Source organism: Qipengyuania sp. NPDC077563 (assembly GCF_044901345.1).
Taxonomy (GTDB): domain Bacteria; phylum Pseudomonadota; class Alphaproteobacteria; order Sphingomonadales; family Sphingomonadaceae; genus Qipengyuania; species Qipengyuania aestuarii.
In genome coordinates this window covers 112,124-138,165 of record NZ_JBJDPC010000002.1, presented here as the reverse complement: position 1 = coordinate 138,165, position 26,042 = coordinate 112,124, and the positions used below count along the sequence as shown (strand labels likewise).

At 62.2% G+C, this 26,042-nt stretch carries 15 protein-coding genes; 10 read left to right on the top strand and 5 right to left on the bottom strand.

Going from position 1 to position 26,042, the window contains the following annotated elements:
* The first annotated feature begins 48 nt into the window (after positions 1–48).
* Positions 49–2,580, top strand: coding sequence for a glycoside hydrolase family 3 N-terminal domain-containing protein (locus tag ACI2I1_RS06365; RefSeq protein WP_404678438.1), 2,532 nt, complete (start codon positions 49–51; stop codon positions 2,578–2,580).
* Between the two features lie 100 nt (positions 2,581–2,680).
* Positions 2,681–3,730 (top strand): glycoside hydrolase family 5 protein, encoded by a 1,050-nt coding sequence (locus ACI2I1_RS06360; RefSeq protein WP_404678437.1) that lies wholly within the window; start codon positions 2,681–2,683, stop codon positions 3,728–3,730.
* Positions 3,731–3,814: 84 nt separating this feature from the next.
* Here the strand turns inward: ACI2I1_RS06360 and ACI2I1_RS06355 are convergent, their stop codons facing one another.
* Complete coding sequence (locus tag ACI2I1_RS06355) at positions 3,815–5,437, bottom strand: glycoside hydrolase family 43 protein (protein ID WP_404678436.1); 1,623 nt, start codon at positions 5,435–5,437, stop codon at positions 3,815–3,817.
* Positions 5,438–5,588: 151 nt separating this feature from the next.
* Here ACI2I1_RS06355 and ACI2I1_RS06350 point away from each other — a divergent pair, with 151 nt between their 5' ends.
* From ACI2I1_RS06350 to ACI2I1_RS06330, 5 genes are read left to right on the top strand one after another with little or no spacing between them, the layout of a single operon-like run.
* Positions 5,589–6,713: a fumarylacetoacetate hydrolase family protein gene (locus ACI2I1_RS06350; protein ID WP_404678435.1), complete on the top strand. Its 1,125-nt coding sequence runs from the start codon at positions 5,589–5,591 to the stop codon at positions 6,711–6,713.
* Between the two features lie 57 nt (positions 6,714–6,770).
* Entirely contained in the window at positions 6,771–7,556 is a 786-nt protein-coding gene (locus ACI2I1_RS06345; RefSeq protein ID WP_404678434.1) for an SDR family NAD(P)-dependent oxidoreductase, read from the top strand.
* Complete coding sequence (locus ACI2I1_RS06340; protein ID WP_404678433.1) at positions 7,556–8,431, top strand: SMP-30/gluconolactonase/LRE family protein; 876 nt, start codon at positions 7,556–7,558, stop codon at positions 8,429–8,431. The genes ACI2I1_RS06345 and ACI2I1_RS06340 overlap by 1 nt, the downstream gene beginning before the upstream one ends.
* Entirely contained in the window at positions 8,428–10,335 is a 1,908-nt protein-coding gene (locus ACI2I1_RS06335) for a sialate O-acetylesterase (protein ID WP_404678432.1), read from the top strand. The genes ACI2I1_RS06340 and ACI2I1_RS06335 overlap by 4 nt, the downstream gene beginning before the upstream one ends.
* A gap of 58 nt (positions 10,336–10,393) precedes the next feature.
* Complete coding sequence (locus ACI2I1_RS06330; protein ID WP_404678431.1) at positions 10,394–11,242, top strand: aldose 1-epimerase; 849 nt, start codon at positions 10,394–10,396, stop codon at positions 11,240–11,242.
* Between the two features lie 27 nt (positions 11,243–11,269).
* Here the strand turns inward: ACI2I1_RS06330 and ACI2I1_RS06325 are convergent, their stop codons facing one another.
* From ACI2I1_RS06325 to ACI2I1_RS06315, 3 genes are read right to left on the bottom strand one after another with little or no spacing between them, the layout of a single operon-like run.
* Positions 11,270–13,051, bottom strand: coding sequence for an IlvD/Edd family dehydratase (locus ACI2I1_RS06325; RefSeq protein WP_404678430.1), 1,782 nt, complete (start codon positions 13,049–13,051; stop codon positions 11,270–11,272).
* Positions 13,048–14,160: a LacI family DNA-binding transcriptional regulator gene (locus tag ACI2I1_RS06320; protein WP_221542173.1), complete on the bottom strand. Its 1,113-nt coding sequence runs from the start codon at positions 14,158–14,160 to the stop codon at positions 13,048–13,050. Before ACI2I1_RS06320 ends, ACI2I1_RS06325 begins: the two co-directional genes overlap by 4 nt.
* A gap of 43 nt (positions 14,161–14,203) precedes the next feature.
* Positions 14,204–16,264, bottom strand: coding sequence for an alpha-glucuronidase family glycosyl hydrolase (locus ACI2I1_RS06315; protein ID WP_404678429.1), 2,061 nt, complete (start codon positions 16,262–16,264; stop codon positions 14,204–14,206).
* Between the two features lie 110 nt (positions 16,265–16,374).
* Here ACI2I1_RS06315 and ACI2I1_RS06310 point away from each other — a divergent pair, with 110 nt between their 5' ends.
* From ACI2I1_RS06310 to ACI2I1_RS06300, 3 genes are read left to right on the top strand one after another with little or no spacing between them, the layout of a single operon-like run.
* On the top strand, positions 16,375–18,780 hold the full coding sequence (locus ACI2I1_RS06310; RefSeq protein WP_404678428.1) for a glycoside hydrolase family 3 N-terminal domain-containing protein: 2,406 nt from the start codon (positions 16,375–16,377) through the stop codon (positions 18,778–18,780).
* Between the two features lie 20 nt (positions 18,781–18,800).
* Positions 18,801–21,164, top strand: coding sequence for a glycoside hydrolase family 3 N-terminal domain-containing protein (locus ACI2I1_RS06305; protein ID WP_404678427.1), 2,364 nt, complete (start codon positions 18,801–18,803; stop codon positions 21,162–21,164).
* A gap of 2 nt (positions 21,165–21,166) precedes the next feature.
* A complete protein-coding gene (locus ACI2I1_RS06300; protein WP_404678426.1) occupies positions 21,167–22,363 on the top strand; it encodes an endo-1,4-beta-xylanase in 1,197 nt (398 codons plus the stop codon).
* Positions 22,364–22,541: 178 nt separating this feature from the next.
* On the opposite strand, the gene ACI2I1_RS06295 is transcribed toward ACI2I1_RS06300, so the two are convergent.
* Positions 22,542–25,943 (bottom strand): TonB-dependent receptor, encoded by a 3,402-nt coding sequence (locus tag ACI2I1_RS06295; protein ID WP_404678425.1) that lies wholly within the window; start codon positions 25,941–25,943, stop codon positions 22,542–22,544.
* Between the last annotated feature and the right edge of the window lie 99 nt (positions 25,944–26,042).

Sequence of the window (26,042 nt, the reverse complement as noted above, 5' to 3'; positions counted from 1 at the left end):
ATTCGCGCGGGGCCGAGCTAAAAGGCAGGCTGCTCTAGGGGAGGGAAAATGTCCGTGAAATCCGTCGGTATCGTCGCGCTTTTTGGCGCCAGCGCGTTTCTTGCAGGATGTTCGACCTACTCGGTCGGCAGCGCTCAGGTCGCAAGCCGGCCTGCAGTTTCTGTCACGGCGCCTTCAGATGCGGGCGTAGCTCATCCCGAAATCTGGCCTGCGTACGAATATCCGGTTGCCGTCCAATCAGACGATGAAGCGCGCATTGCCTCGCTTCTGGCGCGCATGACGCTGGAAGAGAAGATCGGGCAGTTGGTTCAGGCTGACCTTTGCTGCGTCACTCCCGAAGACGTTCGCAAGTATAACCTCGGGTCGATCCTTGTCGGGGGCAATAGCGGCCCCGGCGGCAACGATCTGGCCCCGGCCCCCGAGTGGCTGGCGGCCGCTGACGATTTCTACCTTGCCTCTGTCGACAAGAGCGATGGCGGCGTGGGCATTCCCCTCATCTGGGGCACCGATGCCGTCCACGGGCACTCCAACATCATCGGCGCCACGATTTTTCCGCACAATATCGGCCTCGGCGCCATGCGCGACGTAGATCTGATCCAGAAGATCGGCGCAGCAACGGCCAAGGAAATCCGCGTAACTGGCCAGGAATGGACTTTTGCCCCCACCGTGGCAGTGCCGCAGGATTTCCGCTGGGGCCGCGCTTATGAAGGCTATTCCTCCGACCCCGACCTAGTGGCGTCCTATGTTGGCGCGATGGTCCGCGGATTGCAGGGTCCTCCGTCGAACGACGATCTGCTGGCAGGGCCCTATGTTATCGCTTCGACCAAGCATTTCCTCGCCGATGGCGGGACCGATGACGGTGTCGATCAGGGTGACAGTTCGATCAGTGAAGAAGAACTGCGCGATATCCACGGCAAACCTTACGGCCCCGCAATTGCGGAGGGTGTCTCTACTGTCATGGTCAGTTTCTCCAGCTGGCAGGGTAAAAAGATGACGGGCAACCGGTCGCTTGTGACAGGTGTGTTGAAGGACCGGATGGATTTCGGCGGGTTCGTTGTGTCCGACTGGAATGCTCACGGACAGGTCGAGGGGTGCAGTAACGAAAGCTGCCCTCAGGCCCTGATGGCCGGTATCGACATGTATATGGCGCCCGATACGTGGAAGCCGATCTATGAAGATTTGCTGGCGCGCGCCAAGGCCGGGACCATACCGATGGACCGGATCGATGATGCCGTTGCGCGAATCTTGAGGGTCAAAGGCCGCATCGGCCTGTTTGACGCAGGCAAGCCGTCCGATCGCCCCTATTCCGGCGATTACGAGGAGCTGGGCTCGCCGGAGCATCGCGCTATTGCCCGTGAAGCGGTGCGCAAGAGCTTGGTATTGCTGAAGAACCAGGGCGTTCTGCCGCTCGAACCGGGCGGGCGCCTGCTGGTGGCCGGTGACGGTGCCGACGATCTCGCCCGTCAGTCGGGTGGTTGGACGCTCAGCTGGCAGGGCACGGGGGTGAACAACAGCCATTTCCCGGGCGCCACCTCGATCTGGTCGGGGCTAGAACAGGCCGTGCAGGGAGCCGGGGGCAGCGCGGAACTGTCGCCCGACGGGACCTTCGAAACGCGGCCCGATGCGGCGGTGGTGGTGTTCGGCGAAACGCCCTATGCTGAGTTTCAGGGCGACCGCGAAGCACTGGCGCTCGATCCCGAACTGACCGCTCCCTTCGAAACCATGCGCAAGCTGAAAGCGCAGGGAATTCCGGTGGTTGCGCTGATGATCACCGGGCGCCCGCTTTATGTAAATCCCGCCCTCAACGATGCCGACGCTTTCGTTGTGGCGTGGCTTCCGGGTAGCGAGGGCGGCGGGATCGCGGATGTCCTGATGGCGAAGGAAGACGGTACGCCGCGCTTCGATTTCACCGGCAAATTGCCCGCAGCATGGCCGCGGACGACGCAGATCGCCGATGGCGCGCTGTTCGATTACGGATATGGTCTGAGCTATGCCAGCGACGCTTCGGAGTGGGCCGAATTGCCCGAGCTGGATACCACCGAGCTGGCGGGAGATAGCCGTTTGTGGTTCAGCGCGGGGGCGCCGGCGGCGCGCTGGTCGCTGCTGGTGAGCGGCGGCGAGGAGAGTGACCAGATCCGGATCACCAATGTCCCTGCGGAAATTCTCTCGGGAAAAGCGACGGTTACGGCTGAGAATTACCTGGTGCAGGAAGGCGCGCGGCGCTTTGCGATAACCTCCGGCTTGGCCCGCACCGAGCTGCGCAATTTCGATGCCTTGGATATCGACCGCGAGACGAATGCGGACGTTATGTTGTTGGTAACATTGAAGGTTTGGGATTCTCCGGACAGTGCCCGCCTGGGTGCGATCGGGCCCGACAGCGAGGGCTTCGTCGATATCGACCTGCCCGTGACGAGCGACTATGTCCGCTACGGTATCCCCTTGAAATGCCTGCGGGAAAACGGCGCGGACGTGACCAATCTGACCCAGCCTTTCGTGCTGGAAACGCAAGGCCAGACCGATTACGCCATCGGCGAAGTGCGGCTTGGCAGCGATGCGGAGACCGTCCTGCGTTGCGGATAATGGCCCGAACACCCTCTTGATCGGTGCCGATACGCCCGAACAGGAGGGTTTTTCGTCCGAATTGGCGGAAAGGGGCCAAGACATAATGGGAGAGAAAAACATGAAGCGATTTTTGCTGCGATCTTCGCTGATCCTGTGCGCCTCCTCGCTGGCGACCCAGTCCGTGGCGCAGACCGCCGCCAACGCCCCCGCCGCCAGCGAAGCGGCCACCGATCCGCTGCCCGTCGGCACCTGCATCAATCTCGGCAACACGCTGGAGCCGGAAACCGAAGGTGCCTGGGGCGGCGCGCGCGTGACCAAGGCGGATATGGAGCGGATCGCCGCTGCCGGCTTCGACACGGTCCGCATCCCGGTGCGCTGGCACAACAAATCGCTGAGCGAGGCACCCTATACGGTCGACGCGGCCTGGATGAACCGGGTGCAGCAAGTGGTCGACTGGGCGCTGGAAGCCGATCTCAACGTGATCCTCAACAGCCACCATTTCGATCCGATCTACGAGCGCCCGCTGGAAGTGGCCGAGTGGCACGGCGGCGTGTGGAAACAGATCGCCGAGCGGTTCGAAGGCTATCCCGAGGAGACACTGTGGTTCGAACTGGAAAACGAACCACACAACAAGTTCGACCATTCGAACCTGCTTACCACGCTGACCCCGGCGCTGGAAGAAGTGCGCGCGCTTCACCCCACGCGGGCGGTCATCATCGGCGGGGAAAACTGGAGCGGGATCAAATCGCTCGAGACGCTGCCCCTGCCCGAAGATCCCAACGTCCACCCGACCTTCCATTATTACGAACCCTTCGCTTACACCCATCAGGGCGCGGAATGGGCCGGGCCCGACGTGCCGCCGGTGGGCCGCAGCTTCCCCACCGCCGAGGACGAGGCGATGCTGAAGCGCGATGTCGCCGCGATCGAGGCATACAAGGCGCGCACCGGCAAGACGCCCTTCATGGGCGAAACCGGCGCTTTCGACCGCCACATCCCGCTGGAAGACCGGGTGACCTATCACCGCACCATCCACGACACTTTCGCCCCCACCGGGATCGGCATGTGCATGTGGGCCTATACCAACACCTTCCCCTTCTACGATCATCAGAAAGGGCAGTGGCTGCCCGGCATGCTGGACGCGATCGGCCTGAAGCCCGAAGAAGACTGATCCGCAAAAGGAAAGGGCGCCCGGCCCAGCAGCCGGACGCCCCCGAACGGGCGCGCTTCGCAGCGCGCCCTTTTTTATGTCCGCTCAGGGCTTGGAATAGGCATAGGGCCCGACGACCAGCCCGGTGAACAGCCCGGCATGGACCGAGGCGAGCGGTTCGACATTCACCCCCTCACCCACTTCCTGCCACCGCGAGGCGCCCTTCGCGCGCCAGAACGCCTGCGCCGTGCCTTCGCGGATCGCCAGCTTCAGTTCGATCGGCCCGTCCGTGCCCAGGTCCTGCGAGGCCGCCAGCGCGCCCTGCTCTTCCTGCCCGGCATCGGTGCGCAGCCGCACCACCAGCCGGTCTCCTTCCTGCCCGAAGGCGAGGAAATGGTTTTCATCCATGAAGGCCAGCAGCCCGGCGAAATCATTGGAAGAACCGGGATCGAAATCCACGCTGGTGGTGAAATCGGCCGAAGGGTGGCGCATCCGGCGACCCGTGAAGGCGGGCTTGCCCAGACTGCCCGCGGCATCACTGCCGGAAATCACGTGCAGGCTGCCATCGCCAACCAGCAGCGCCTGCTCGGCCTGGGGATTGCGGATGCCGATCCATTCATCGGACAGCGGCGCGGAAAAATCATCGCGCCAGTGCGACCAGTCGGTGCCCCTGCCCTGCGGCAGATTGGGCCGCTTGCCGACGAACGGCACGGCTTCGCCCCGGTCGAGGAAGCGCGGCCAGCCATCCTTCCATTCCAGCGGCAGCAGGAAAGTCTCACGGCCGAGCAGGGTCGACTGCCCTTCGAAGGGACGCGTGGCGAGGAAGACGCCCCACCAGCTGCCATCGTCCAGCTGCACGATATCGGCATGGCCCGTGGCCTCCACCCGGTCGGGCCGGTCCGCAGGCAGATCGCGCTGGGTCAGGATCGGGTTGAAATCGCCCGGCGTGTAAGGCCCCTGCAATTCGCGCGAGCGGTAGATGGTCTGCGAATGCTGTTCTGCCGTGCCGCCTTCCGCGGTCAGCAGGTAATACCAGCCATCGACATGATAGATGTGCGGCCCTTCGGCCCAGATCGGATTGGTGGAGGGATCGACCCCGCCATCGACCAGCAGCGTGCGTTCGGGCAGCACCTGCATATTCTCCGCGTCGAATTGCTGCATCCAGATCGCGCGATGCCCTTCGTAGCGCGGCTCTGTAGGCGGGGCGTCGTTATAGACGATCCAGGCCGTGCCATCCTCCGCGAAATAGAGCGAAGGGTCGATCCCGCCAAAATCGAGCCAGGTCGGATCACTCCACGGACCGGCCGGATCTTCGGCGGTGATCACGAAATTGTCGCCGCATTCGATGCAGGTGTTGACGATCCAGAACTTGCCATCGTGATGCGTGATCGCCGGGGCGAACAGCCCGCGATTGGTGCCCAGCCCGCTGAAATCCATCTGGCCGGGCCGGTCGATCGCATTGCCGATCAGCGTCCAGTTCACCAGATCGGTGCTGTGGAGAATTGGCAAGCCGGGAAACCAGCTGAAAGTGGATGTGACGGCATAGAAATTGTCCCCCACCCGCACGATCGACGGATCGGGATGGAAGCCGGGGATCACCGGATTGCGATAGCTGCCCGCGGGTGCATCGGCGGCTTCATTCACCGCCCGATATTCCATGTAATCGAAGCTGGCGGTGGAATTCGCCTGTCCCTGCCCCGGCCCCTGCTCTTGGGCCTGAATCGGCATTCCAGCGGGCAACAGGGCCGCTGCGCAGCTAAGCAAAGCGGTTTTGCTGATAATCGTCATATCTCTCCCTCCATTGGCCGCGATGGGGCTTGTTACCGCGCGGTCTCCTGCTTATGGTAGCGCTATCACAAGGGAGGGCAAGAGCCAGAACATGGCCGACAATATTTCCGACAGCCTGCCAGCCGATTACGAGCGCGGGCGTTTCCTGGGCCGGGCCGATACGCCCGATGGACCCTGCGTCATCCTGATCGAACAGGGCAAGCTTTACGATCTCACCGCCCGGGTCGCCACCACTTCGGGCGCCATTGCCCGGCGTGCATTCGATGGCGGCATGCTGATCGGCCCGGTGAGCGATGGCCTGCCCGAAGGCTGGAGCCTGCTTTCCCCCGTTGACCTGCAATGCATCAAGGCCGCCGGCGTCACCTTCGCCCTGTCCGCCATCGAACGCGTGATCGAGGAACAGGCGCGCGGCGATGCGGCGGCGGCATCCGAAATCCGCGCCCAGCTGGAAGGCAAGGTCGGTTCGGGCATCCGCTCGGTCGTCCCCGGCAGCGAGGAGGCGATGCAGCTCAAAGCCGCGCTGATCGAAGAGGGCATGTGGTCCCAATATCTCGAAGTGGCGATCGGGCCGGACGCGGAAATCTTTTCCAAGTCGCCCGTGCTGTCCACGGTGGGCCATGGCGCCGAAATCGGCGTGCGCTCCGATTCCAGCTGGAACAATCCCGAACCCGAAGTGGTGCTGGCCTGCGATTCGCACGGCGAAGTGGTCGGCGCCGCGCTGGGCAATGACGTCAATCTGCGCGATTTCGAAGGCCGTTCGGCGCTGCTGCTGTCGAAGGCCAAGGACAATACGGCCAGCTGTTCGATCGGCCCCTTCATCCGCCTGTTCGACGAGAATTTCACCATCGACGACGTGCGCTCGGCCAATGTCGATCTGACCATCGAAGGGCCGGACGGCTACCGGCTCGAAGGTACCAATATCATGGCCCAGATCAGCCGCGATCCGCTCGATCTCGTCAGCCAGTGCCTGTCCGAACATCATTATCCCGATGGCTTCGTCCTGTTCTGCGGCACGCTGTTCGCGCCGACGCAGGACCGCGACGAGGAAGGCGCGGGCTTCACCCACAAGATCGGTGACAAGGTCACCATCCAGTCCGACCGGATCGGCACGCTGCAGAACACGGTCACCACATCGCGCGATGCCGCGCCGTGGGAGATGGGCTTTGCCGCCTTCGCGCGGAATCTGGCCGGACGCGGACTCATCGACAAAATTTAAAGCGCCGCGTGCCGGAAAGAATTGCACGCCGCCGCTCGGGACGAGGATAGAATTACCATGAATGCAGAGCCCCGCAACACTGCGCAAAGCGCCGTATACCCGAGCCTTCGCGGGCGAAAAGTCATCGTCAGCGGCGGCGCTTCGGGCATTGGCGAAGGGATCGTGGAAGGTTTCGTGCGCCAGGGCGCGGCGGTCGCTTTCGTCGATATCATGGAAGAACCGGGCCGCGAGCTGGTGGAGCGCCTAGCTCCGGACGCTGAAATCGCGCCCCATTTCGTGCAGTGCGATATTACCGATTGCGACGGGTATGCAGCCAAGATCGAGGATATCGTCGCCCATCTGGGCGGGTGCGATGTGCTGGTGAACAACGCCGCCAATGACGATCGCCATTCGGTCGAAGAGGTAAGCTCGGCCTATTGGGACCAGAGCATGTCGGTCAATCTGAAGCACCAGTTCTTCGCCGCGCAGGCGGTGGTGCCGCATCTGAAGAAGAACGGCGGCGGGTCCATCGTCAACATGGGGTCGATCAGCTGGCATCTCGGCCTGCCCGATCTCACCATCTACCAGACCGCCAAGGCGGCGATCGAAGGGCTGACGCGCAGCCTGGCGCGCGAGCTGGGCCGGGACAATATCCGGGTCAACACCGTGATCCCCGGCAATGTCCAGACGCCGCGCCAGATGAAATGGTATACGCCCGAAGGCGAAGCGGAAATCGTGGCGGCGCAATGCCTCGACGGGCGGCTGCAGCCGGTCGACATCGCGGCCATGATCCTGTTCCTGGCTTCGGACGACGCGCGTTATTGCACCGCGCATAATTACTGGGTTGATGGAGGATGGCGCTGATGGCCGATGTGAAGGCAGTACTTCCCGCAGAAACGAAGCTGGGCGAAGGGGTCCTGTGGGATGCCCAGCGCCAGGTGGTGTGGTTCGTCGATATCAAGCGGCACCGGCTGTGGCATTTCGATCCGGCAAACGGCAGCAATTCCTATGCCGAGGCGCCCGAGCAGATCGGTTGGGCGATCCCTGCGGAAACCGGCAAATTGCTGTGCGGGTTGAAGGATGGCCTCTACCTGTTCGATCCCGAAACCGCCTCGTTCGAAAAGCTGGGCAGCGTGCCCGGCGAACCGGCGACCAACCGGCTCAACGATGCCTGCACCGACCCGTGGGGCCGCGTGTGGTTCGGATCGATGGATGACGGGGAAGCCAATGCCTCGGGCAAGTTCTACGTCTTCGACCGCGGCGATATCCGCGCGGCGGGGCCGGAGGGCATCACCATCACCAACGGCCCGGCGGTCAATGCGGCCGGGGACCGGATCTATTTCACCAATACCAGCGAACAGAAAATCATGGTCGCCGACCTGTCGCCGCGCGGGGTGGGCGAAGCGCGGCCCTTCGCCGATACGGGGGCGCTGTTCCCCGATGCCTATCCCGACGGCCCCGTGGTCGATGCGGAAGGCTATGTGTGGACCGGGCTCTATCTCGGCAGCAAGGTCGCCCGCTTCGATCCCGATGGCAAGCTCGATACCACTATCGACATCCCTGCGCGCGACGTGACCAAGATGGCGTTCGGCGGCGCCGATCTGCGCACCGCCTATGTCACCAGCGCGACGAAGAACATGGAGCCCGCCGATATGGAGAAATATCCCGCGGCGGGCAGCCTGTTCGCCTTCGCCGCGCCGGTTGCCGGATTTGCGCAAACGCGGGTCAAGCTGGGATGAAGCGCCTCCTACTCGGCAGCGCCCTCGCCGCTCTTTCCGCCGCGGCCAGCGCTGCGCCGGTGCTGGGCCCCGCCTATGGCGACGGCATGGTCCTCCAGCAGGGGCACCCCATCGCGATTGCCGGGACTGCCAGGCCGGGGGCGACAGTCACCGCCGTACTCGGAGACACCAGCTTCAGCGCCCGCGCAGATGCGGATGGCGCCTTCACCGTCACCCTCCCCGCCCGCGCGGCCAGCACCCGCCCGGTAACGCTTACGCTGACTGATCCGGACGGCACGGCGCAGGTCGGCAATATCCTGATCGGCGACGTGATCCTGTGTTCGGGCCAGTCGAACATGGAACTGCCCGTCACCCGCGCGCTCGACGCGGGCAACCAGCTTGGCCGCGCGGCCGATGACGGCATCCGCCTCTTGAAAATTCCGCAGAGCACGGCCGCCGTGCCGCAGGACCGTTTCTCCTTCCCCGTCGCCTGGCATGCCGCCGAACGCGAGACAGTGGCAGACTTCTCCGCCGCCTGTTTCTACATGGGCAAGACCCTGCGCGCCGAGCGTCCCGACATTCCCGTGGGCCTGATCCATTCCAACTGGGGCGGCAGCGCGGCCCGCGCCTGGCTTTCCCCCGCGGCGGTGGAAGACCTTTACGGCGCGGACACGCTTTCCCTGCTCCATGCCTATGCCGACGATCCCTATCGCGCCACGCAGAGCTTCGCACCGCGCTGGATGGACTGGTGGCGCGAGCAGGACAATGGCCGCGAACCGTGGCGCGACAGCGCGCAGCTCGATTGGGCGCCGATCCCCGCCTTTTCCTTCTGGAACGAATGGACGGGTACTGGGCTCGACACCGAACCGCGCGCCAATGTGTGGCTGCGCCAGACGCTGACGCTGACCGAGGAACAGGCCGCCCGGGGCGGCGAGCTGTCCATCGGCGCGATCGACGATCTCGACCTCACCTTCGTCAATGGCCAGCCGGTCGGTTACACCTTCGGCTGGGGCGTCGAGCGCAGCTATCGCGTGCCCGGCGAAGTGCTGAAAGCTGGCGAGAACGAGATCCTGATCGCCGCCAACAACGCCTGGGACATGGGCGGCTTCTTCGCCGGGCCGGAGCGGTTGTTCTTCACCCCCGGCGATGGCGGCGAAGCCATTCCGCTGGGGACAGACTGGGAATATTCCGTCGCGCCGTTCCAGGACGTGCCACCACGCGCGCCGTGGGATGCCAATGCCGGGGCCGGCGTGATGCATAACGCCATGATCGCCCCGCTCGGCCCGATGCGGCTGGCAGCGGTCGCCTGGTATCAGGGCGAATCCGATGCCGGCCAGGCAGATTACGACAAGCGGCTCGGCGGGCTGTTTTCGGGCTGGCGCACCCAGTTCGGCGATCAGGCCAGAATGCTGGTCGTCCAGCTTGCCAATTTCGGCCAGCGCCAGTCGCAGCCCGGCCCTTCGAGCTGGGCCGACTTGCGGCAGGAACAGCTCGATGCCGTCATGGCGGCCAGGGATGCCGCGCTGGTCACGGCAATCGACCTTGGCGAGCCGGGAGATATCCATCCCGCCAACAAGAACACGCTGGGCCGCCGACTGGCGCATGCCTTCATGGGTCAGAAGACGCCCATGCCCGCGAGCGCGAAGCGCGAAGGCGGCAGCGTGACAGTGCGGTTCAGCGGGGTCGACGGCGCGCTGGTGGCCTATGGCGGCACAGCGGCGCTCGGCGTCGAGCTGTGCGGCGAGACGCAGGAAAGCTGCCGTTTCGTCCAGCCCGAACTGATGGGTGATCGCATGGTGATCCCGGTTGAAGCTCAAACGCCCGCGACCAGAGTGCGCTATGCCTGGGCCGACGCGCCGGTGGTGAACCTTTATGACGGCAATGGCGATGCGATCCCCGGCTTCGAACTTGCCATCACCGATTAGGCCACTGGCTCGAGAGTGAGCTGCGACAGGCAAGCAGAGCGAAAGTCAAGGATCGCCGATGGCTGAAATCACTCTGACGGCGGGGCTGTGGAAGGCCGTGATTCGGCCGCAGACCGGCGGCTGCCTTGCCGGCCTGTCTCGCGGCGACCTGCCGATCTTGCGCGAAATGCCTGCGCAACCGGATGAGGTGCTGGGATCCGCCTGCTTCCCACTTGTGCCCTATTGCAATCGCATTGCCGATGGGAACTTCGCTTTCGGCGACCGACAGGTGCGGATCAGCCCGAACATGGCACCGCAGCGGCATCCCCTGCACGGGCTGGGGTGGAAGTCAGCCTGGACGGTGACCCGCCAAGCCGCTGGCTCCGCCGTACTGGAGCATGCCTATGAGGGAGGCGGCGAATGGCCGTGGTCCTATCTTGCCCGGCAGCACATCGTGCTGGACGAGGAAGGCTGCACCATCGCGCTTCAGGTTGAAAACTGTGCCAGCGACGCCGCACCGTTGGGGCTTGGCCTGCACCCCTATTTCCGCCGCTCTGCGACCACACAGGTCCGCTTCGAGGCCGACGAGATGCTTGGCATCGACGCGGAATTCCTGCCCGATGGCACGGCGCATCCGGCGTGCGCATTCGCCGATTGGTCCAAGGGCAGCGCGTTGCCCGAAACGCTGGTCGATCACTGCTTCACAGGCTGGAAGGGCAACGCCGCCATCGCCGACGATCAGGGGACCATTACCATTCAGGCATCGGGCGCGCCCCTCCTGCATGTCTTTTCGCCGCCCCGATCGAATGAACTGTGTCTCGAGCCGGTGAACCACCCGCCCGACGCGCTCAACCGCGCCAGCGTGTCCGTGCCCAGCGTCCCGGCAGGCTGCGCTATTTCGGTGGCGATGCGGATAGAGGCAGGCTGAGCGCACGGCACAGCCTGCCCGGCGCCATCAGTGATTGTGGCGCGGCAGTTTCCTCGACGTGCCGCGATATTTCAGCGCGAAATCCATCACGCCGCCCTCACCCAGCTGGCCGGTCTTTTCACGGAAAAGTTCTTCCCACGGCGTGTTGTGGGCAGGCGTTTCCGGAATGCTCTCTTCGGCCAGCCGCCGTTCGATCTCCGCTTCCTCGACGTCGGAATTGCAGGTACCTTCGTTGAGATCGACGCGGATGATATCGCCGGTGCGCAGCCAGGCGAGCCCGCCGCCCACCGCGCTTTCAGGCGAGATATTGAGGATCGAGGGGCTGTCGCTAGTGCCCGACTGCCGGCCGTCGCCCAGCGTCGGCAGCCACTGCGTGCCCGCGCGGATCAGCGCGTCAGGCGGCTGCATGTTCACCACCTCGGCACTGCCCGGCCAGCCGATCACACCCGATCCGCGGATGACCAGAATGCAGTCCTCGTCGATGTTGAGATCGGGGTCGTTGATCCGGTGGTGATAATCGTCCGACCCGTCGAACACGATGGCGCGCGCTTCGAACACGCCTTCGTGGCCGGGGCGGGAGAGATAGCGAGCGCGGAACTCATCCGAGATGACCGAAGTCTTGAGGATGCCGAAGTCGAAGAGATTGCCCGACAGGACGAGGAAGCCGGCCTTCTCCATCAGCGGATCGGCAAAGGGGCGGATCATCTCGCGATCCTTCGTTTCGCGGCCCGCAAGATTTTCCGCCATCGTGGCGCCGGTGCAGGTGCGCACGTCGCCCTTGAGCAAGCCCGCTTCGAGCAATTCCCACAGCACGGCGGGAACGCCGCCTGCGCGGTGGAACCGCTCACCCAGATATTCGCCGGCGGGCTGCATGTTGAGCAGCAGCGGCAGGTCGTATCCGTGGTCCTGCCACACGCTCGGCTCCAGCCGCACGCCCGCATGTGCCGCCATCGCCTGGATATGCGGCTGCGCATTGGACGATCCGCCGAGCACGCTGACTGCGGCGACCGCATTGAGGAAGGCATCGTGCGTCAGGATGTCGGAGGGTTTGAGATCCTCGTGCACCATTTCCACAATCCGCCGCCCGGTCCGGTAGGCGACCTGCCCGCGCTCGCGATAGGGCGCGGGTATCGCGGCGCAGCCGGTGAGGCTGAGGCCCAGCGTTTCGGCCACCGCGTTCATCGTGCTGGCAGTGCCCATCGAATTGCAATGCCCCGCGCTCGGCGCGCTGGAGGTCGCGCGGTTGAGGAATTCCTCCTCGGTAATCTCGCCCGCCGCCAGCTTGCGGCGGCTACGCCAGATCACCGTGCCGCTGCCGACCAGCTCGCCCTCGTGCCAGCCGTCGAGCATCGGGCCGCCGCTGAGGACGATTGCCGGGATGTCGACCGTCGATGCGGCCATGATCTGGCTTGGTGTGGTCTTGTCGCAGCCGGTGGTCAGCACCACACCGTCGATCGGATAGCCGTTCAGCAGTTCGACCAGCCCGAGGTAGAGCAGATTGCGGTCGAGCGCGGCTGTGGGGCGGCGGCAGTTTTCGAAGATGGGATGGACGGGAAATTCGATCGGGATACCGCCTGCATCGCGAATGCCGTCGCGCGTGCGCTTGGCCAGTTCCAGATGGATGCGGTTGCAGGGCGAAAGATCGCTGCCGCTTTGCGCGATGCCGATGATCGGCTTGCCGCTGCGCAATTCTTCCGGAGTGACACCGTAATTCATGAACCGCTCGAGATAGAGAGCGGTCATGTCCATGCGTTCATGGTTGTCGAACCAGTCACGCGATCTCAATTTGGCGCCACTGCGCTCTGTCATGGCTTCTCGCCCTTTGGATTGAAGGATGATGCGAGGCTTGGCCCGGCATCGGAATTACGGCGGATGAGTTCGTAGGGCAGCAGGATCTGTTCGCTCTTGCCGCGCGAGGGACGGCCCGATTTCTTGTGAGCCTGAGAAATCAGCACCACGGCCTGCGCGGTCATTTCGCGAATGGGCTGGCGGATCGTGGTGAGTTCCGGCCAGATCGACCGGGCAAGTTCGGTATCGTCGAAGCCGCAGACCGTGATGTCGTTCGGCACGTCGAGATGGCGGCGGTGCGCCATGGCCACGGTGGCAGCTGCCATGTCGTCGTTGGAGGCGAAGATCGCGGTCGGCGGATTGCTCGCACCCAGCAATTTTTCGGCAGCCACCATGCCCGAGCGATAAGTAAACTGGCCTTGTGCGATCAGCCCTTCATCGACCGTGAGCCCGGCCTGTTCCATCGCCTCGCGGTAGCCCTGAAGGCGGCGACCGCTGGCCACCTGTTCGGGGTTGCCGATAATGAAACCGATCCGTTCGTGCCCCAGGCCGATGATATGGCGGGTCATATCGAAAGCCGCCTGATATTCGTCGATCAGGACCGAGCCATAGGATCCGCGCGCCTTGCCAGGGCCGACCGCGACGGCAATCGCCCCCGCTTCCTCGATCAGGTCGAGCACGCGCTGATCATCGCACAGCGGGGGTGGCAGAATGAAACCGCTGATGCCGCCTTCGATCAGCTTGCGCACCAGTTCGCTACTCTGGACCACGGTTTCCTGGCTCTGAACGACCAGATAGATGTCGCGCCGACTGGCTTCTTCCAGCGCCCCCATCAAGAATTCGCTGAGATAGGATGCCGAGGGATTGTCGAACAGCAAGGCAATCCTGAGCTGAGACCCACCGGCAAGCGATCGTGCCGCACGATTGGGCACGTAGTTGAGCTTCTTGATCGCGGCGAGAACGGTGTCGCGCGTGTGATCGCGGACGTTTTCTTCCCCGTTGATCACCCGGCTGACAGTCATCGGCGAACATTGCGCTTCGCGGGCCACATCGGCGATGGTGGGGGCGGTGTTGTTGCGCCGCGTGTTGCGCTTGCGTCCGCTGGCGGCTGTCCCTTGGGTTGCATTCATGGCACCAGCCTTAAAGCCATGCCCGCAAGATCGGCAAGGGGCATCACTGTCCGGGGGCTTCCGGGAAACTCCGGCCTTTATAAGCTTCGAGCGTTTCGGCAGGCGGGGACGCACCTTGCGGCATCTCCAGCCCGTTGAGCGATTGCCAATAAGCGATAGAGGCATCGCGCCACCAGCGCGCCTCATGCTGCTGGATCGCGAGGCTTTCAGACACGGCACGGTGGCGTTCGGCGTCGATCGCTCCGCGCAGGCCGGCCCATTGCCCGGCCATCGTATCGACCGCAGTGACGCCGCGGTCATATTCGCGAACCAGTTCCTGCCACACGGTGCGCCCGCTCGGCAGCGTGTCGTCCCATGCCACGTGGTGGAACCAGAGCAGATAATGCGGATCGATCGTAGCCGGGTCCGCCCATTGGGCAGCCACCTGCGGCGCGTATTGTGAAAGAGCATCCGAACCGCTCGCAGTGCGATCAAAACCAATGCCCGACCGGTCCGCCTGATGGTAGTAGCAGGGGTTCCATTCGGGCCGCGCCAGATCGCAGACCCATGGGCCCGGGCCGTAATGGTGGCCGGTGTCCATCTGATGCGCGAGGCCGAGCGGAGTCATATAGCTGACCACAGCCTCGCGGCTATCCAGCATCATCGATGTGATTGCCTCGACCGCAGCCGGATCGCGCGTGAAGGTCTGCGCCGCCCACTCGCCGGCGATTTCTTCGCTGGTCAGTGCCGGGTTCCACGCGAGCCGCCCGAATGCATACCAGTTTGCCTGATCGAAATGCGATCCGGTCCAATTGCGATCGGATCCCGTATTTGCAACCCCGGCGATGCCGACCGGGGCGACCACCTCGGCAACCGTTCCGCCGCGCCCGGTGTCGGCGTCCAGCACTTCCTTCCACAGCGGCGCCAGATAGGCGAGATGGCTCGCGAAGCCGAGATATTCCTTGGTGATCTGCGCTTCGAGCATCAACCGGGTGTTCGGCATGGCGCCGAACATCGGATGGAAAGGTTCGCGGGGCTGAAAATCGACCGGACCGTTCTTGACCTGAACGATCACATTGTCGGCGAACTGTCCGTCCAGCGGCACGAATTCCTCATAGGCCTGCTTGGCCCGGTCGGCCTCGTCTTCCGCGGAATAGACGAATGCCCGCCAGATGACCGTCCCCCGATCGCCGATCGCCGCGGCGAGCATATTGGCCCCATCGGCATGGGTGCGGCCATAGTCCTGCGGCCCCGGCTGCCCTTCACTGTTCGCTTTCACGAGGAAACCGCCGAAGTCCGGGATTGCGGTGTAGATTTCGTCGGCCTTCGCATGCCACCAGGCCCGAACCGCCGGATCGAGCGGATCGGCCGTGTCCAGCCCGCCGATATCGCGGGGCGCACTGAACCGGGCCGACAGATAGACGCGAATGCCGTAAGGCCGCCAGGTATCGGCAAGCCGTTCAAGCTTGGCAATATAGCGCGGCTCCAGCATGAAGGACTTCGCGTTGACGTTGTTGACCACCACGCCGTTGATGCCGAGCGAGGCATTGGCGCGGGCGTAATCGATCATCCGCTGGTCGAGCCGTTCAGGCAGATGCCACCAGTCGAAGATCGACCGCCCAGCATAGCCGCGCTCCACATGCCCGTCGGGATTGTCCCAGTGATTGAGCATGCGCAGCGGCATGGCGGGTGCCTGACCTATCGCAATATCGGCAAGTCGCTTGCCCGTGTTCAATTCGCGCAGGAGAGCAAAGCTGCCGTAGAGGCATCCAAGATGGTCCTCGGCGGCGATGAGAAACGCTCTTCGCGGGTCATCCGCAACGGGGCTCAGCCGATACCCGCCCTCGCCCGTGCCGACCGTCTCACCGCAGTCCAGCTCGACCTTGACCGGCGAACCATTGGCTGCGCGCGCGCCCGAGCCCTGAAGTCCCGCAAAGCCGCGTGAAAGCTCTTCCAGCGCGATTTCTAAAGTGGGGCTCGATCTGCCACCCTCGGCCAGCGTCGCGAACGGAGAATCGGCCTGCAGATCGGACAGCGCCTCCCCCTCCAGCGGTGCATAACGCAGCCACATATCATATCCATCTTCGGCATAAGCAGGCACCGCTACAGCGCTGCACGCCACCATTGGCGCAAACAGGCGCCCAAGCCAGTTGACAAGCCTTCTCCCTCTCATCATGGTAGCGCTACCACAACGATGGCGGCAGTCAAGTCGCCCCACGGGAGAGAGACAAGATCATGCGTCGAATCAAGCGAAGCGCGCTCGCAATGGGGGTCTGCCTGGCAGCGCTCCAGCTTACATCCATCACTCCGGCCATGGCCCAGGAAGTCGCGGTCGAACGATCGATGGCGGATGCTCCCTATTGGGATAGCAGCTTGCCGGTCGCTCAACGGGTAGAGGACCTTCTCGCCCGCATGACACTGGACGAAAAAGTCGCGCAGATCATTACGATCTGGGACAGCAAGGGTGAAATCCAGGGTCAGGGCGACGATTTCGATCCTGCCAAGGCCGCCCGCCGCTTCCCCGATGGCATCGGCCAGATTGCGCGGCCGTCGGACCGTCTCGGCCCCTCCAGCCCGCGCCAGGTCCCGCGCAGGAATATCGAAGACAGTATTCAATATGTGGTCGATGCCCAGAAGTGGGCAATGGAAGAGACCCGCCTGGGTATCCCCATTCTGTTTCACGAAGAATCGCTCCACGGCTTCGCAGCCAAGGATGCCACAGCCTTTCCCCAGTCAATTGGCCTCGCCAGCACATGGAATCCCGATCTCATCCGTGAGATAAACGATCTCATTGCAGGCGAGGTTCGCGCGCGCGGCGTCCACCTAGTCCTCTCCCCAGTGGTCGACGTCGCGCGCGATGCGCGTTGGGGCCGGATCGAGGAAACCTTTGGCGAGGATCCCTATCTGGTCGGCGAAATGGGCGTAGCCTCGGTCGAAGGCCTGACCGGCGTGGGCACAGACCGCAAGCTGCGCGATGGCCAGGTCATGGCCACGCTCAAGCATATGACCGGCCACGGACAGCCCGAAAGCGGCACCAATGTCGGCCCTGCCCAGATCAGCGAAAGAACGCTGCGGGAAATGTTCTTCCCGCCCTTCGAACAGGTGGTCACCCGCACGGCGATCGACGCCGTGATGGCGAGCTACAATGAAATCGATGGCATCCCTTCACACTCCAACAGCTGGCTGCTCAACGACGTCTTGCGCGGCGAATGGGGATATCAAGGCGCTGTCGTCAGCGACTATTACGCTATCGAGGACATGGCCCGCCTCCACAAGATCGTGCCCGATTACAAGGCCGCCGGCGAGCTGGCTCTGACAGCCGGTGTGGACGTCGATCTGCCCGAAGGTGACGGGTTCGAAAATCTCGCGGCCAGTGTGCGCGAAGGCAAGGTCTCGATGGAACAGCTGGACACCGCCGTCCGCCGCTTCCTGACGATGAAGTTCAACGCCGGACTGTTCGACAATCCTTGGCCGGACCTTGCCCTCGCCAAGCAATCTAACGGTGCCGAAGGCGTCGCTCTGGCGCGCAAGGCAGCGGCGCAGTCGCTGGTCCTGCTAAAGAATGACGGCGTGCTGCCCCTCGCCCTGCCGGACGCTGGTGGCACCAAGCCTACGATTGCCGTGATCGGCCCGAATGCAGACGTCGCACGGCTTGGCGGATATTACGGTGAACCGCGTGCCAGCGTGACACCGCTCGAAGGCATCCGTGCGCTGGTCGGCGACCGCGCGAATATCGTGCATTCGCTCGGTGTCGAAATCACCAAGGGCGATGACGACTGGTGGGATGACGAGGTTGAACTGGGCGATCCTGCGGAAAACCGGCGCCGCATCGCCGAAGCGGTGGAAGTCGCTAAGAATGCCGATACCATCCTGCTGTTCATCGGCGACACCGAGAAGACGAGCCGCGAAGGATGGGCCCCTGGCCACCTGGGTGACCGTACCAGCCTCGATCTCGTAGGCGAGCAGAACGAACTCTTTCAAGCGATGAAAGCACTTGGGAAACCAGTCGTCGCCGTGCTCGTCAACGGGCGTCCGCCGAGCTATCCTGCAGTTGCCGAACAGGCCGATGCGATCCTCGAAACCTGGTATGCCGGCGAACAGCAGGGCACGGCGATTGCCGATGTGCTTTTCGGGCGGGTCAATCCAGGTGGCAAGATGCCGGTCACCACGGCACGCAACGTCGGCCAGCTTCCCAATTTCTACAATTACAAGCCAAGCGCGCGGCGCGGCTATCTCTTCGACGAGGTCACGCCGCTCTATCCCTTCGGCTACGGCCTCTCCTACACCAGCTTCGAAATCGGTGCGCCGGTTCTGTCTGCCAAAAGCATCGCTGCGGGTGAAGGCGTGACCGTTCGTGTCCCGGTTACAAATACCGGCGATATGGCTGGCGACGAGGTGGTTCAGGTATACCTGCGTGACGAGATCAGTTCGGTCACCCGTCCGGTGAAGGAACTGGTCGGCTTCCAGCGCATCACGCTGCAGCCGGGCGAGACGCGGCAGATCGATATAGCAATCGAACCGCGCGCCTTCATGATGTGGAACCGCGATATGGAACGCGTGGTCGAACCGGGTGATTTCACCCTGATGGTGGGTCCCAATTCCGAAGACCTGACCGAAGTAACGCTCACGGTTCGCCCGTGATTACGCACCGCAGAGGTGCAATGAAGCTGCTTGCGGGCGGGAGCCTTTCGGCTCTCGCCTTCATGCAGACCCCAGCAGCCTTCGCGCAGGCTGGTGCGCAATACAAAAATCCATCTGCGCCGATCTCGGTTCGCGTCGCCGATCTGTTGGCGCGCATGACGCTCGACGAAAAAGTGGCGCAGATCCGGACGGCTTGGGCCGCCAAGGGCGACATGATCGACGCCCTGGAATTCAACCCCGCCAAGGCCAGCGCGGCTTTTCCCGATGGGATCGGCCATGTCACCCGGCCAAGCGACAAGCGGGGCGTCCCCGGCATTTCGGGTGCGGCAGGCGGCACCGCAGCCAAATGGAGAACGCCGCGCGAGACGGTCGAATTCATCAATGCTCTCCAGCGCTGGGCGCTGGAAGACACGCGGCTCGGCATTCCGGTGCTCGTGCATGAGGAATCTCTTCACGGCTACATGGCCACCGAAGCCACCATGTTCCCGCAGGCGATCGGTCTTGCCGGATCATTCGATCTTGACCTGATGCAGCGGGTGCAGTCGGTCGTCGCGCGCGAGGTGCGTTCGCGCGGCGTCCCGCTCGTGCTGTCGCCGGTCGTCGATATCGTCCGCGATCCGCGCTGGGGCAGGATTGAGGAAACCTGGGGCGAAGACCCCTATCTGGTCGGCGAGATGGGCGTTGCAGCCGTGGAAGGTCTGCAAGGTCCGGGCAAATTCGAGAAGCTGCGTGACGGCAAGGTCTTTGCAACGCTCAAACACATGACCGGTCACGGCCAGCCCGAAGCAGGCAATAACGTATCCCCGGCCCAGATTTCAGAGCGCGAGCTGCGCGAAGATTTCTTCCCGCCATTCAGACAGATTGTCAGTCGGACTTCGGTGGGCGCAGTCATGCCCAGCTATAATGAGATCGACGGCCTGCCCAGCCATGCCAATATCTGGCTGCTCGGCGACGTCCTTCGCGGCGAATGGGGCTTCGATGGCGTGATCGTGAGCGATTACGGCGGCGTCCATGAGCTGGAAACCCTGCATCACGTGGCAGACAGCCTGGAAGACGCTGCGCGGCAGGCGCTCGAAGCGGGTGTGGACAGCGAACTCCCCGAAGGCCTGGCCTATGCAACCCTGCCCGACGCGGTGCGCGCCGGACGTGTGCCCATGGAATTGATCGACGTCGCCTGCGCCCGCATGCTGGCACTCAAGTTCCGGGCCGGTCTGTTCGAAAACCCCTATGGTGACTGGCAGCAATCGGAGCAGATTACCGGCAATGCGGAAGCGCGCTCGCTTGCGCTTGAAGCTGCGCGCAAATCTCTGTGCCTACTCACAAATCGCGACGCGGCACTGCCGCTGGACAGCCAGCGCATGGGCAGGGTCGCAGTGATCGGGCCCAACCACGCAATTGCGCGGCTCGGCGGATATTCCAGCGTGCCGAAGCAAACCATCAGCCTCATCGAGGGGCTTCGCACCATCGCTCCGGAGGCGGACTTCGTCACGGCGCAGGGTGTCTTCATTACCACCAGCGAAGACCGCTCGCAGGATCTGATCGAACTGGCCGATCGCAGAAAGAACCTCGATCTGATCAAGGAGGCGGTCGAAATTGCAAGGTCCGCCGATACGATCATTCTCGCAATTGGCGACACCGAACAGACCAGCCGCGAAGGCTTCGCGACCGATCATCTGGGCGACCGCACCGAAATCGACATCGTCGGCGAACAGAATGAACTGGTGGATGCCCTGTCGGCTCTGGGCAAACCGCTGATCGTGACTGCCTATAACGGGCGGCCGCCCAGCTGGCCGAACGTGGTCGACAAGGCCGATGCCATTCTGGAATGCTGGTATCCGGGCCAGGAAGGCGGGATTGCTGTGGCCGAAGCTCTGCTCGGCAAGGTGAACCCCGGCGCCAAGCTCCCGGTGACGGTGGTGCGCAACGAAGGGCAGATACCCTATTTCTACAATCACAAGCCCAGCGCGCGGCGGGGGTATCTGTTCGACAACAAGGACCCGCTGTTCCCGTTCGGTCACGGGTTGAGCTACACGCAATTCGAGATTTCAGCCCCGCGAACTGCCAAGAAAACCTACAGGGCGAATGAGGCGATAGAGGTGGCTGTCGACGTGCGGAACAGCGGCACCTATCCCGGCGACGAGGTGGTTCAGCTGTACATTACGCGCACCGACGTGTCAGTCACCCGGCCGGTACTGGAATTGAAGGGCTTCGAACGCCTAACGCTGAAGCCCGGGGAGAACCGCACGGTGACCTTTATCATCCCACCAAGCCAGCTGGCTTTCTGGAACAGGGAAATGGAAGAAGTGAACGAACCGGGCCCGGTAAAGCTCTCTGCTGGTAACAGCTCCGCAAACCTCAACTCAGTACTAGTGGAGATCGTCTGACAATGCCTCGGGACCTGCGCCTTACCCGCCGCGATGCGCTTACCGGCCTTGCGGCCATCCCCTTGGCCGGATGCGCTTCCAGCTATGCGGGGCGTTCGGTCCTCGAGCCGGGCGCCGGTTCGGCAAACGGGTCGCCATATCCGAAACCAAGCCTCGACCAGCTTGCTCGCAAGAACGGGCGCCGGTTCGGCAGCGCGGTCGCATCGACGCCCGGACGCACCGACCAGGGATCGATCCAGAACGCACGGTACATGGACCTTATCCGGGCCGAATGCGGGATCGTCGTACCAGAGAATGAGATGAAGTGGCAGACTGTCCGGCCCGGTCCCGACGCTTTCGATTTCTCCCGGATGGATTCCATCGCGGCATGGGCGAAGCAGAACGAAATGGCGCTTCGCGGCCATACCCTGCTGTGGCATCGGCCGCAGTGGTTTCCAGACTGGCTCAACACCTATGACTTCGGTGCCAATCCGGTGGCCGAGGCAGAACGGCTGCTCACGGACCACATCCGCGCCGTCACCCGCCGCTATCGCGGGCAGATACAGAGCTATGATGTGGTCAACGAAGCGATCGATCACGATCGCAACGCGCCGATCGAGACAAGTCTCAGCCGCGCCATGGGAAGTCCCGAAGCAGTCATCGACCTGGCCTTCCACACCGCGCGTGAAGAACTGCCGGACGCTCAGCTGGTCTATAACGACTACATGAGCTGGGAACCTGACCATCGCAAACACTGCGACGATGTGCTGCGTTTCCTCGAAGGCATGGTGAAGCGCGGCACGCCGGTCGATGCTCTCGGCATCCAGTCGCATATTGAGATTTTCGCCATCGATCCCGCGACCGGTGTGGGCCCATATCTGGAACGCGAATGGCGGCGTTTCCTGGACGAGGTGACTGGAATGGGCCTGCGACTGCTCATCACCGAATTTGACGTCAAGGACCGCGCCCTGCCCGCCAATGTCCGGGAACGCGACCAGAAGGTGGCCGAGTTCTCGCGGCGCTATTTCGATCTCATGCTGGAGTATGGCGACCATCTCGATGACATCCTCGCTTGGGGGATGACCGACACGTTCAACTGGCTGCAGTATTTCGAGCCAGCAGAAAGACCCGATGGCCTGCAGGTACGCGGTACGCCCTATAGCTCGGATTATGAGGTGAAGCCGCTGCGAACCGCGATAGCCGAACAGCTCGACTTTTAAGGCCGCCTCCGAGCCTCAGATGAAGCTGCGCGCCGAAAACGGCGGGCGGCTAACCTCCCGGCCACTTCATGAAAGACGATAGGCTAAACTGCCTAACATTTGCCTTGAGAAAGATAGAGGTGAAAAAGCCGCGCCATCCCCTCAGATGACGCGGCTTTTTTTCGCATTTTCCTCGCGGTTAGAAATTGCCGCGAATAATGAACGAGAACCGTCGATCGTTCATGAAGTAGGAACGGGGTGCAAGATCAGATGGATCGCCCGTATAAGCTTGGGTGGTCTTTGTTACTTCATTCAGCAGGTTCACACCCTGTGCGCCGATCTTGATATTCTCGCTTACGTTGAAGAATACGGAAGCGTCGAGTTGTCCCGTAGGCTCATTGAAGATCGAGTAGTAAGGGAAGATCACGTCCGAAGCTGTCAGAAGAAAGCGTGAGCGCCAATTATAGGCAGCCCTCAACGAAATTGGCCCCTTCTCATAGAAACCAGCGACGTTGTAGTTATGCTTCGACAACTGCTCAAGCGGCAGATTGCCGGGGGGAATTGTAGAAGGGTCTGGCACCTCTCCACCATTGAGGAATGTATTCGGCAGGCCCGTACTATCGATGAATGTGTAGTTGGCCTGCACGCCGAAACCATCAAGCGGCTCTGGCAGGAAATCGAAGGTTTGCTGATAAGCCACTTCGAAGCCCTTGATCTTCCCCGTTCCATCGAAATTCGCTGGACCGCGGACAAGTACCTCCCGCGTTTCGCCACTCGCATTGCTGATCGTTTCAGGCCTGACCGACTGGAAGAAGAAGTTGTCGATGGACTTGTAGAAGCCATTCAAGGTCAGTGAGCCAACGCGAGCGAAATACCATTCGAGAGTTGCATCGAATTGCCATGCGGTAGCCGGCAGCAGCGTAGGATCACCGGCTGTACCGGTTAGGTTGCCGGATGTATCGATGCTGGAAGTGAAGTAATTCCGAATGTAGCTGTTTTCGGGTCGGGTTAGGACCTTCGAGCCGGCCAAGCGAAAAATAAGATCATCAGTCAAGCCGAACTTTAGATTCACGCTCGGCAGGAAATAATCATAGTCATTCGTGATTGAAGTGTATCGGAAGCTGCCGTCGGCGAAAGCCTGAAGGGCATTGTATTGGCCCTCGGTCAGATTGCAGATTCCGCCCGGACGTACCTCTCCGCCTCCCAGAGCTTCCGGGCGTGATCTGAGAGCGCACCGAACGTCGTAGGGATCGGCGATATCAAGCGAAGCGGCAGAGCCAGGACCACGCGAACTTGCAGAGCGTATCGATGTGTGAACGTAGCGAACGCCCGCATTGCCCGAAAAGCGAACATCTCCAAACAGGTCGTCGCTGCCGAAACTTACCATGGCATAGAGCGCGCTGTCGGCTTGGCTCACAGTCTGAATGTCCGAGGGCAGGAATGGCGAACCCGGGATTGCTCCGGGCCGTTGCGCCAAGGGATTCCATGAGGGGGAACCCCCGAGCGCGCGAGCGCGGTCCTGTATGGTCAGAAGATAATCGACCGTATCCTGATAATCACCGGTCAGATCGCCACTATAATAGAAGGCGCCCGGAGGACCGGGAACTTCGCCGCGGAAAAAGTCCGGGAATTCGTAGCGCTCTTGATTTCCGTCTCCGACCGTATCGCCGAAATTGACTGGGCGGTCACCGGACCAGACCTCGCTCAGCATACCCCAATTATATTCTGAGTAGCGGACGGTCTGGTCCCGGTCCTGAAAACGCGCTCCGAACTTGGCGCGCCGGATGAAAGCATCGTCACCAAATTCATAATCGAGGTCCGCTTGAAATGCGAACTGTTCGCCTTCGCTATCTTCGGCGTGATCCATCGCCGAACGCCAGAATTGGAAGCGCGGATCGTTAAAATACTCCTCTTCGCTGGCATTCGCCAGATCATCACCAGGCGTTGACCAAGTGTACCCGAGAAACTGAGGTTTGTGCACGATGCCAACCGGATAATCGCCCGATACATCCAATTCGTTGTCGGCAAAATTCGATCCGAAAACGCTGAAATCCAGATTCTCTTTATGCGACTTTGCATATTGCGCGTCGAGAGAGAGATGGGCTCGGTCTGTGAGCTGGTGCTGGAGATTCAGGCTGAAATCCTGATTTAGCGTTTCCTCTTCCACCTGGCGGCGTGCCAGCGTGTATTGTGAGCCACCGATAGGAACAAACGGTGAAAGAGCCGGATCGCCGCGCCAGCCGTCGCTGACATCGACGATGTAGCCTGATTGGAAAAGTCCATTTTCATCGTAGAGATAATCAGTGAATTCTCCGACGGGGCACTGTGCCCGCGGCGGAACTTCATCATCCGGATTGACCGAATTATTGCTGTCGACAATTGGCGGTCCATTTGAATTCTGCTGGCAACCAATAGGAAAGGTCGAATATTCCGAAAGGTCGGGAGCAACTTCGTAAGTATACTCCCCCCAGTCGTTGGTGGTGTGGGAACGAATATATTCGGCAGTGAACAGGGTACGTTCGTCCAAGCTCTCCCACTGCGCCGAGACGGCCACGCCATCACGCTTTCGATCAAACTCTTGGGTACGGAACTGGGCGCCCACCGGAGCAACCCGGTAATCCGCATAATCGGCAAATCCGTCCGCACCGTCCGCACCGAGATTTCCACAAGCAGCCCCGGGAGGCGGTAAGGTCATTGTGTCAGTACCGGTGGGAAGGCGAGTGCGGCAGATGAACCTGTCGGACTCGTTTGCCAAACCAACAAGCTTGCCATCACGCGTCTGATAATTGGCGACCTGTATCCCGTCGGCTCTGCTCTTCACCTGTGAAAAAGAGCCACTTACGAGAAGACCGAAACGGCCGGAATCGGTGTCCCAAGTATTGCTTACAAGGACGGAACCGGTGGGAGACCACTTGTCGACGAAATCGCTGTAATTGGCTTCTGCACTGAAGCCGATGTGGAAGCCGTTGCGATCGAATGGCTTGCGAGTGTTTAGGTTAACCGTCCCAGCCAGACCGCCCTCTATCATTTCGGCGGTCGCGTTCTTATTCACGATGACCGAACCGAGAAGTTCGGACGGTACGTCGGCGAAGTTCAAGGCCTGCCCGCCGACACCAGCCGCAAATGCAGTGCGCCCGTTGAATTCAGAGCGGACGAAATTCAGCCCGCGAATGACCACACCGGAGCCTTCGACGGAAAAATGATCTGGATCGTTCGAACCAGCGAAACGATTGATAGCAATGCCAGGTACGCGTTGGAGTGCCTCGGTAACTGAGCGGTCGGGTAACGCTCCGATATCTTCGGCAGTGATCGCATCGACAATGGTGTCAGCGTCTCGCTTGATGTCCTGCGAATTGGCCAGCGATTGACGGATGCCCGTTACGACGATGACGTCTTCAGACACGAGCGTGGGATCCGCACCAACCTGTTGACCGCCGGCGCCCTCGACCTCAGTCGTCTGCTGACTGTCCTGCGCATGAGCAACAGGCGCGGCAACCGCCCCAGCCACGACAAATGCCGAAGCACTCGCACGCAACAAAGATTTTAGAAAAAGATCCCGCCTATCTGCAGACGCAGTCCGGCTTGATGTAGCCTCGGCCATTCAGCCCCTCCCATGTTACCGCTACCACTGTTGGGCAGCTTTCCCTTGCTTGGCACCATTCCTAAAACCCCCGTCGGGAGTTGGCAAGGGACAGGCCTT

Bases quoted from the DNA above. Each gene is read 5' to 3' on its own strand.
- ACI2I1_RS06365 (WP_404678438.1), top strand. From the start codon at position 49: ATGTCCGTGAAATCCGTCGGTATCGTCGCGCTTTTTGGCGCCAGCGCG.
- ACI2I1_RS06360 (WP_404678437.1), top strand. From the start codon at position 2,681: ATGAAGCGATTTTTGCTGCGATCTTCGCTGATCCTGTGCGCCTCCTCG.
- ACI2I1_RS06355 (WP_404678436.1), bottom strand. From the start codon at position 5,437: ATGCCGATTCAGGCCCAAGAGCAGGGGCCGGGGCAGGGACAGGCGAAT.
- ACI2I1_RS06350 (WP_404678435.1), top strand. From the start codon at position 5,589: ATGGCCGACAATATTTCCGACAGCCTGCCAGCCGATTACGAGCGCGGG.
- ACI2I1_RS06345 (WP_404678434.1), top strand. From the start codon at position 6,771: ATGAATGCAGAGCCCCGCAACACTGCGCAAAGCGCCGTATACCCGAGC.
- ACI2I1_RS06340 (WP_404678433.1), top strand. From the start codon at position 7,556: ATGGCCGATGTGAAGGCAGTACTTCCCGCAGAAACGAAGCTGGGCGAA.
- ACI2I1_RS06335 (WP_404678432.1), top strand. From the start codon at position 8,428: ATGAAGCGCCTCCTACTCGGCAGCGCCCTCGCCGCTCTTTCCGCCGCG.
- ACI2I1_RS06330 (WP_404678431.1), top strand. From the start codon at position 10,394: ATGGCTGAAATCACTCTGACGGCGGGGCTGTGGAAGGCCGTGATTCGG.
- ACI2I1_RS06325 (WP_404678430.1), bottom strand. From the start codon at position 13,051: ATGACAGAGCGCAGTGGCGCCAAATTGAGATCGCGTGACTGGTTCGAC.
- ACI2I1_RS06320 (WP_221542173.1), bottom strand. From the start codon at position 14,160: ATGAATGCAACCCAAGGGACAGCCGCCAGCGGACGCAAGCGCAACACG.
- ACI2I1_RS06315 (WP_404678429.1), bottom strand. From the start codon at position 16,264: ATGGTGGCGTGCAGCGCTGTAGCGGTGCCTGCTTATGCCGAAGATGGA.
- ACI2I1_RS06310 (WP_404678428.1), top strand. From the start codon at position 16,375: ATGCGTCGAATCAAGCGAAGCGCGCTCGCAATGGGGGTCTGCCTGGCA.
- ACI2I1_RS06305 (WP_404678427.1), top strand. From the start codon at position 18,801: ATGAAGCTGCTTGCGGGCGGGAGCCTTTCGGCTCTCGCCTTCATGCAG.
- ACI2I1_RS06300 (WP_404678426.1), top strand. From the start codon at position 21,167: ATGCCTCGGGACCTGCGCCTTACCCGCCGCGATGCGCTTACCGGCCTT.
- ACI2I1_RS06295 (WP_404678425.1), bottom strand. From the start codon at position 25,943: ATGGCCGAGGCTACATCAAGCCGGACTGCGTCTGCAGATAGGCGGGAT.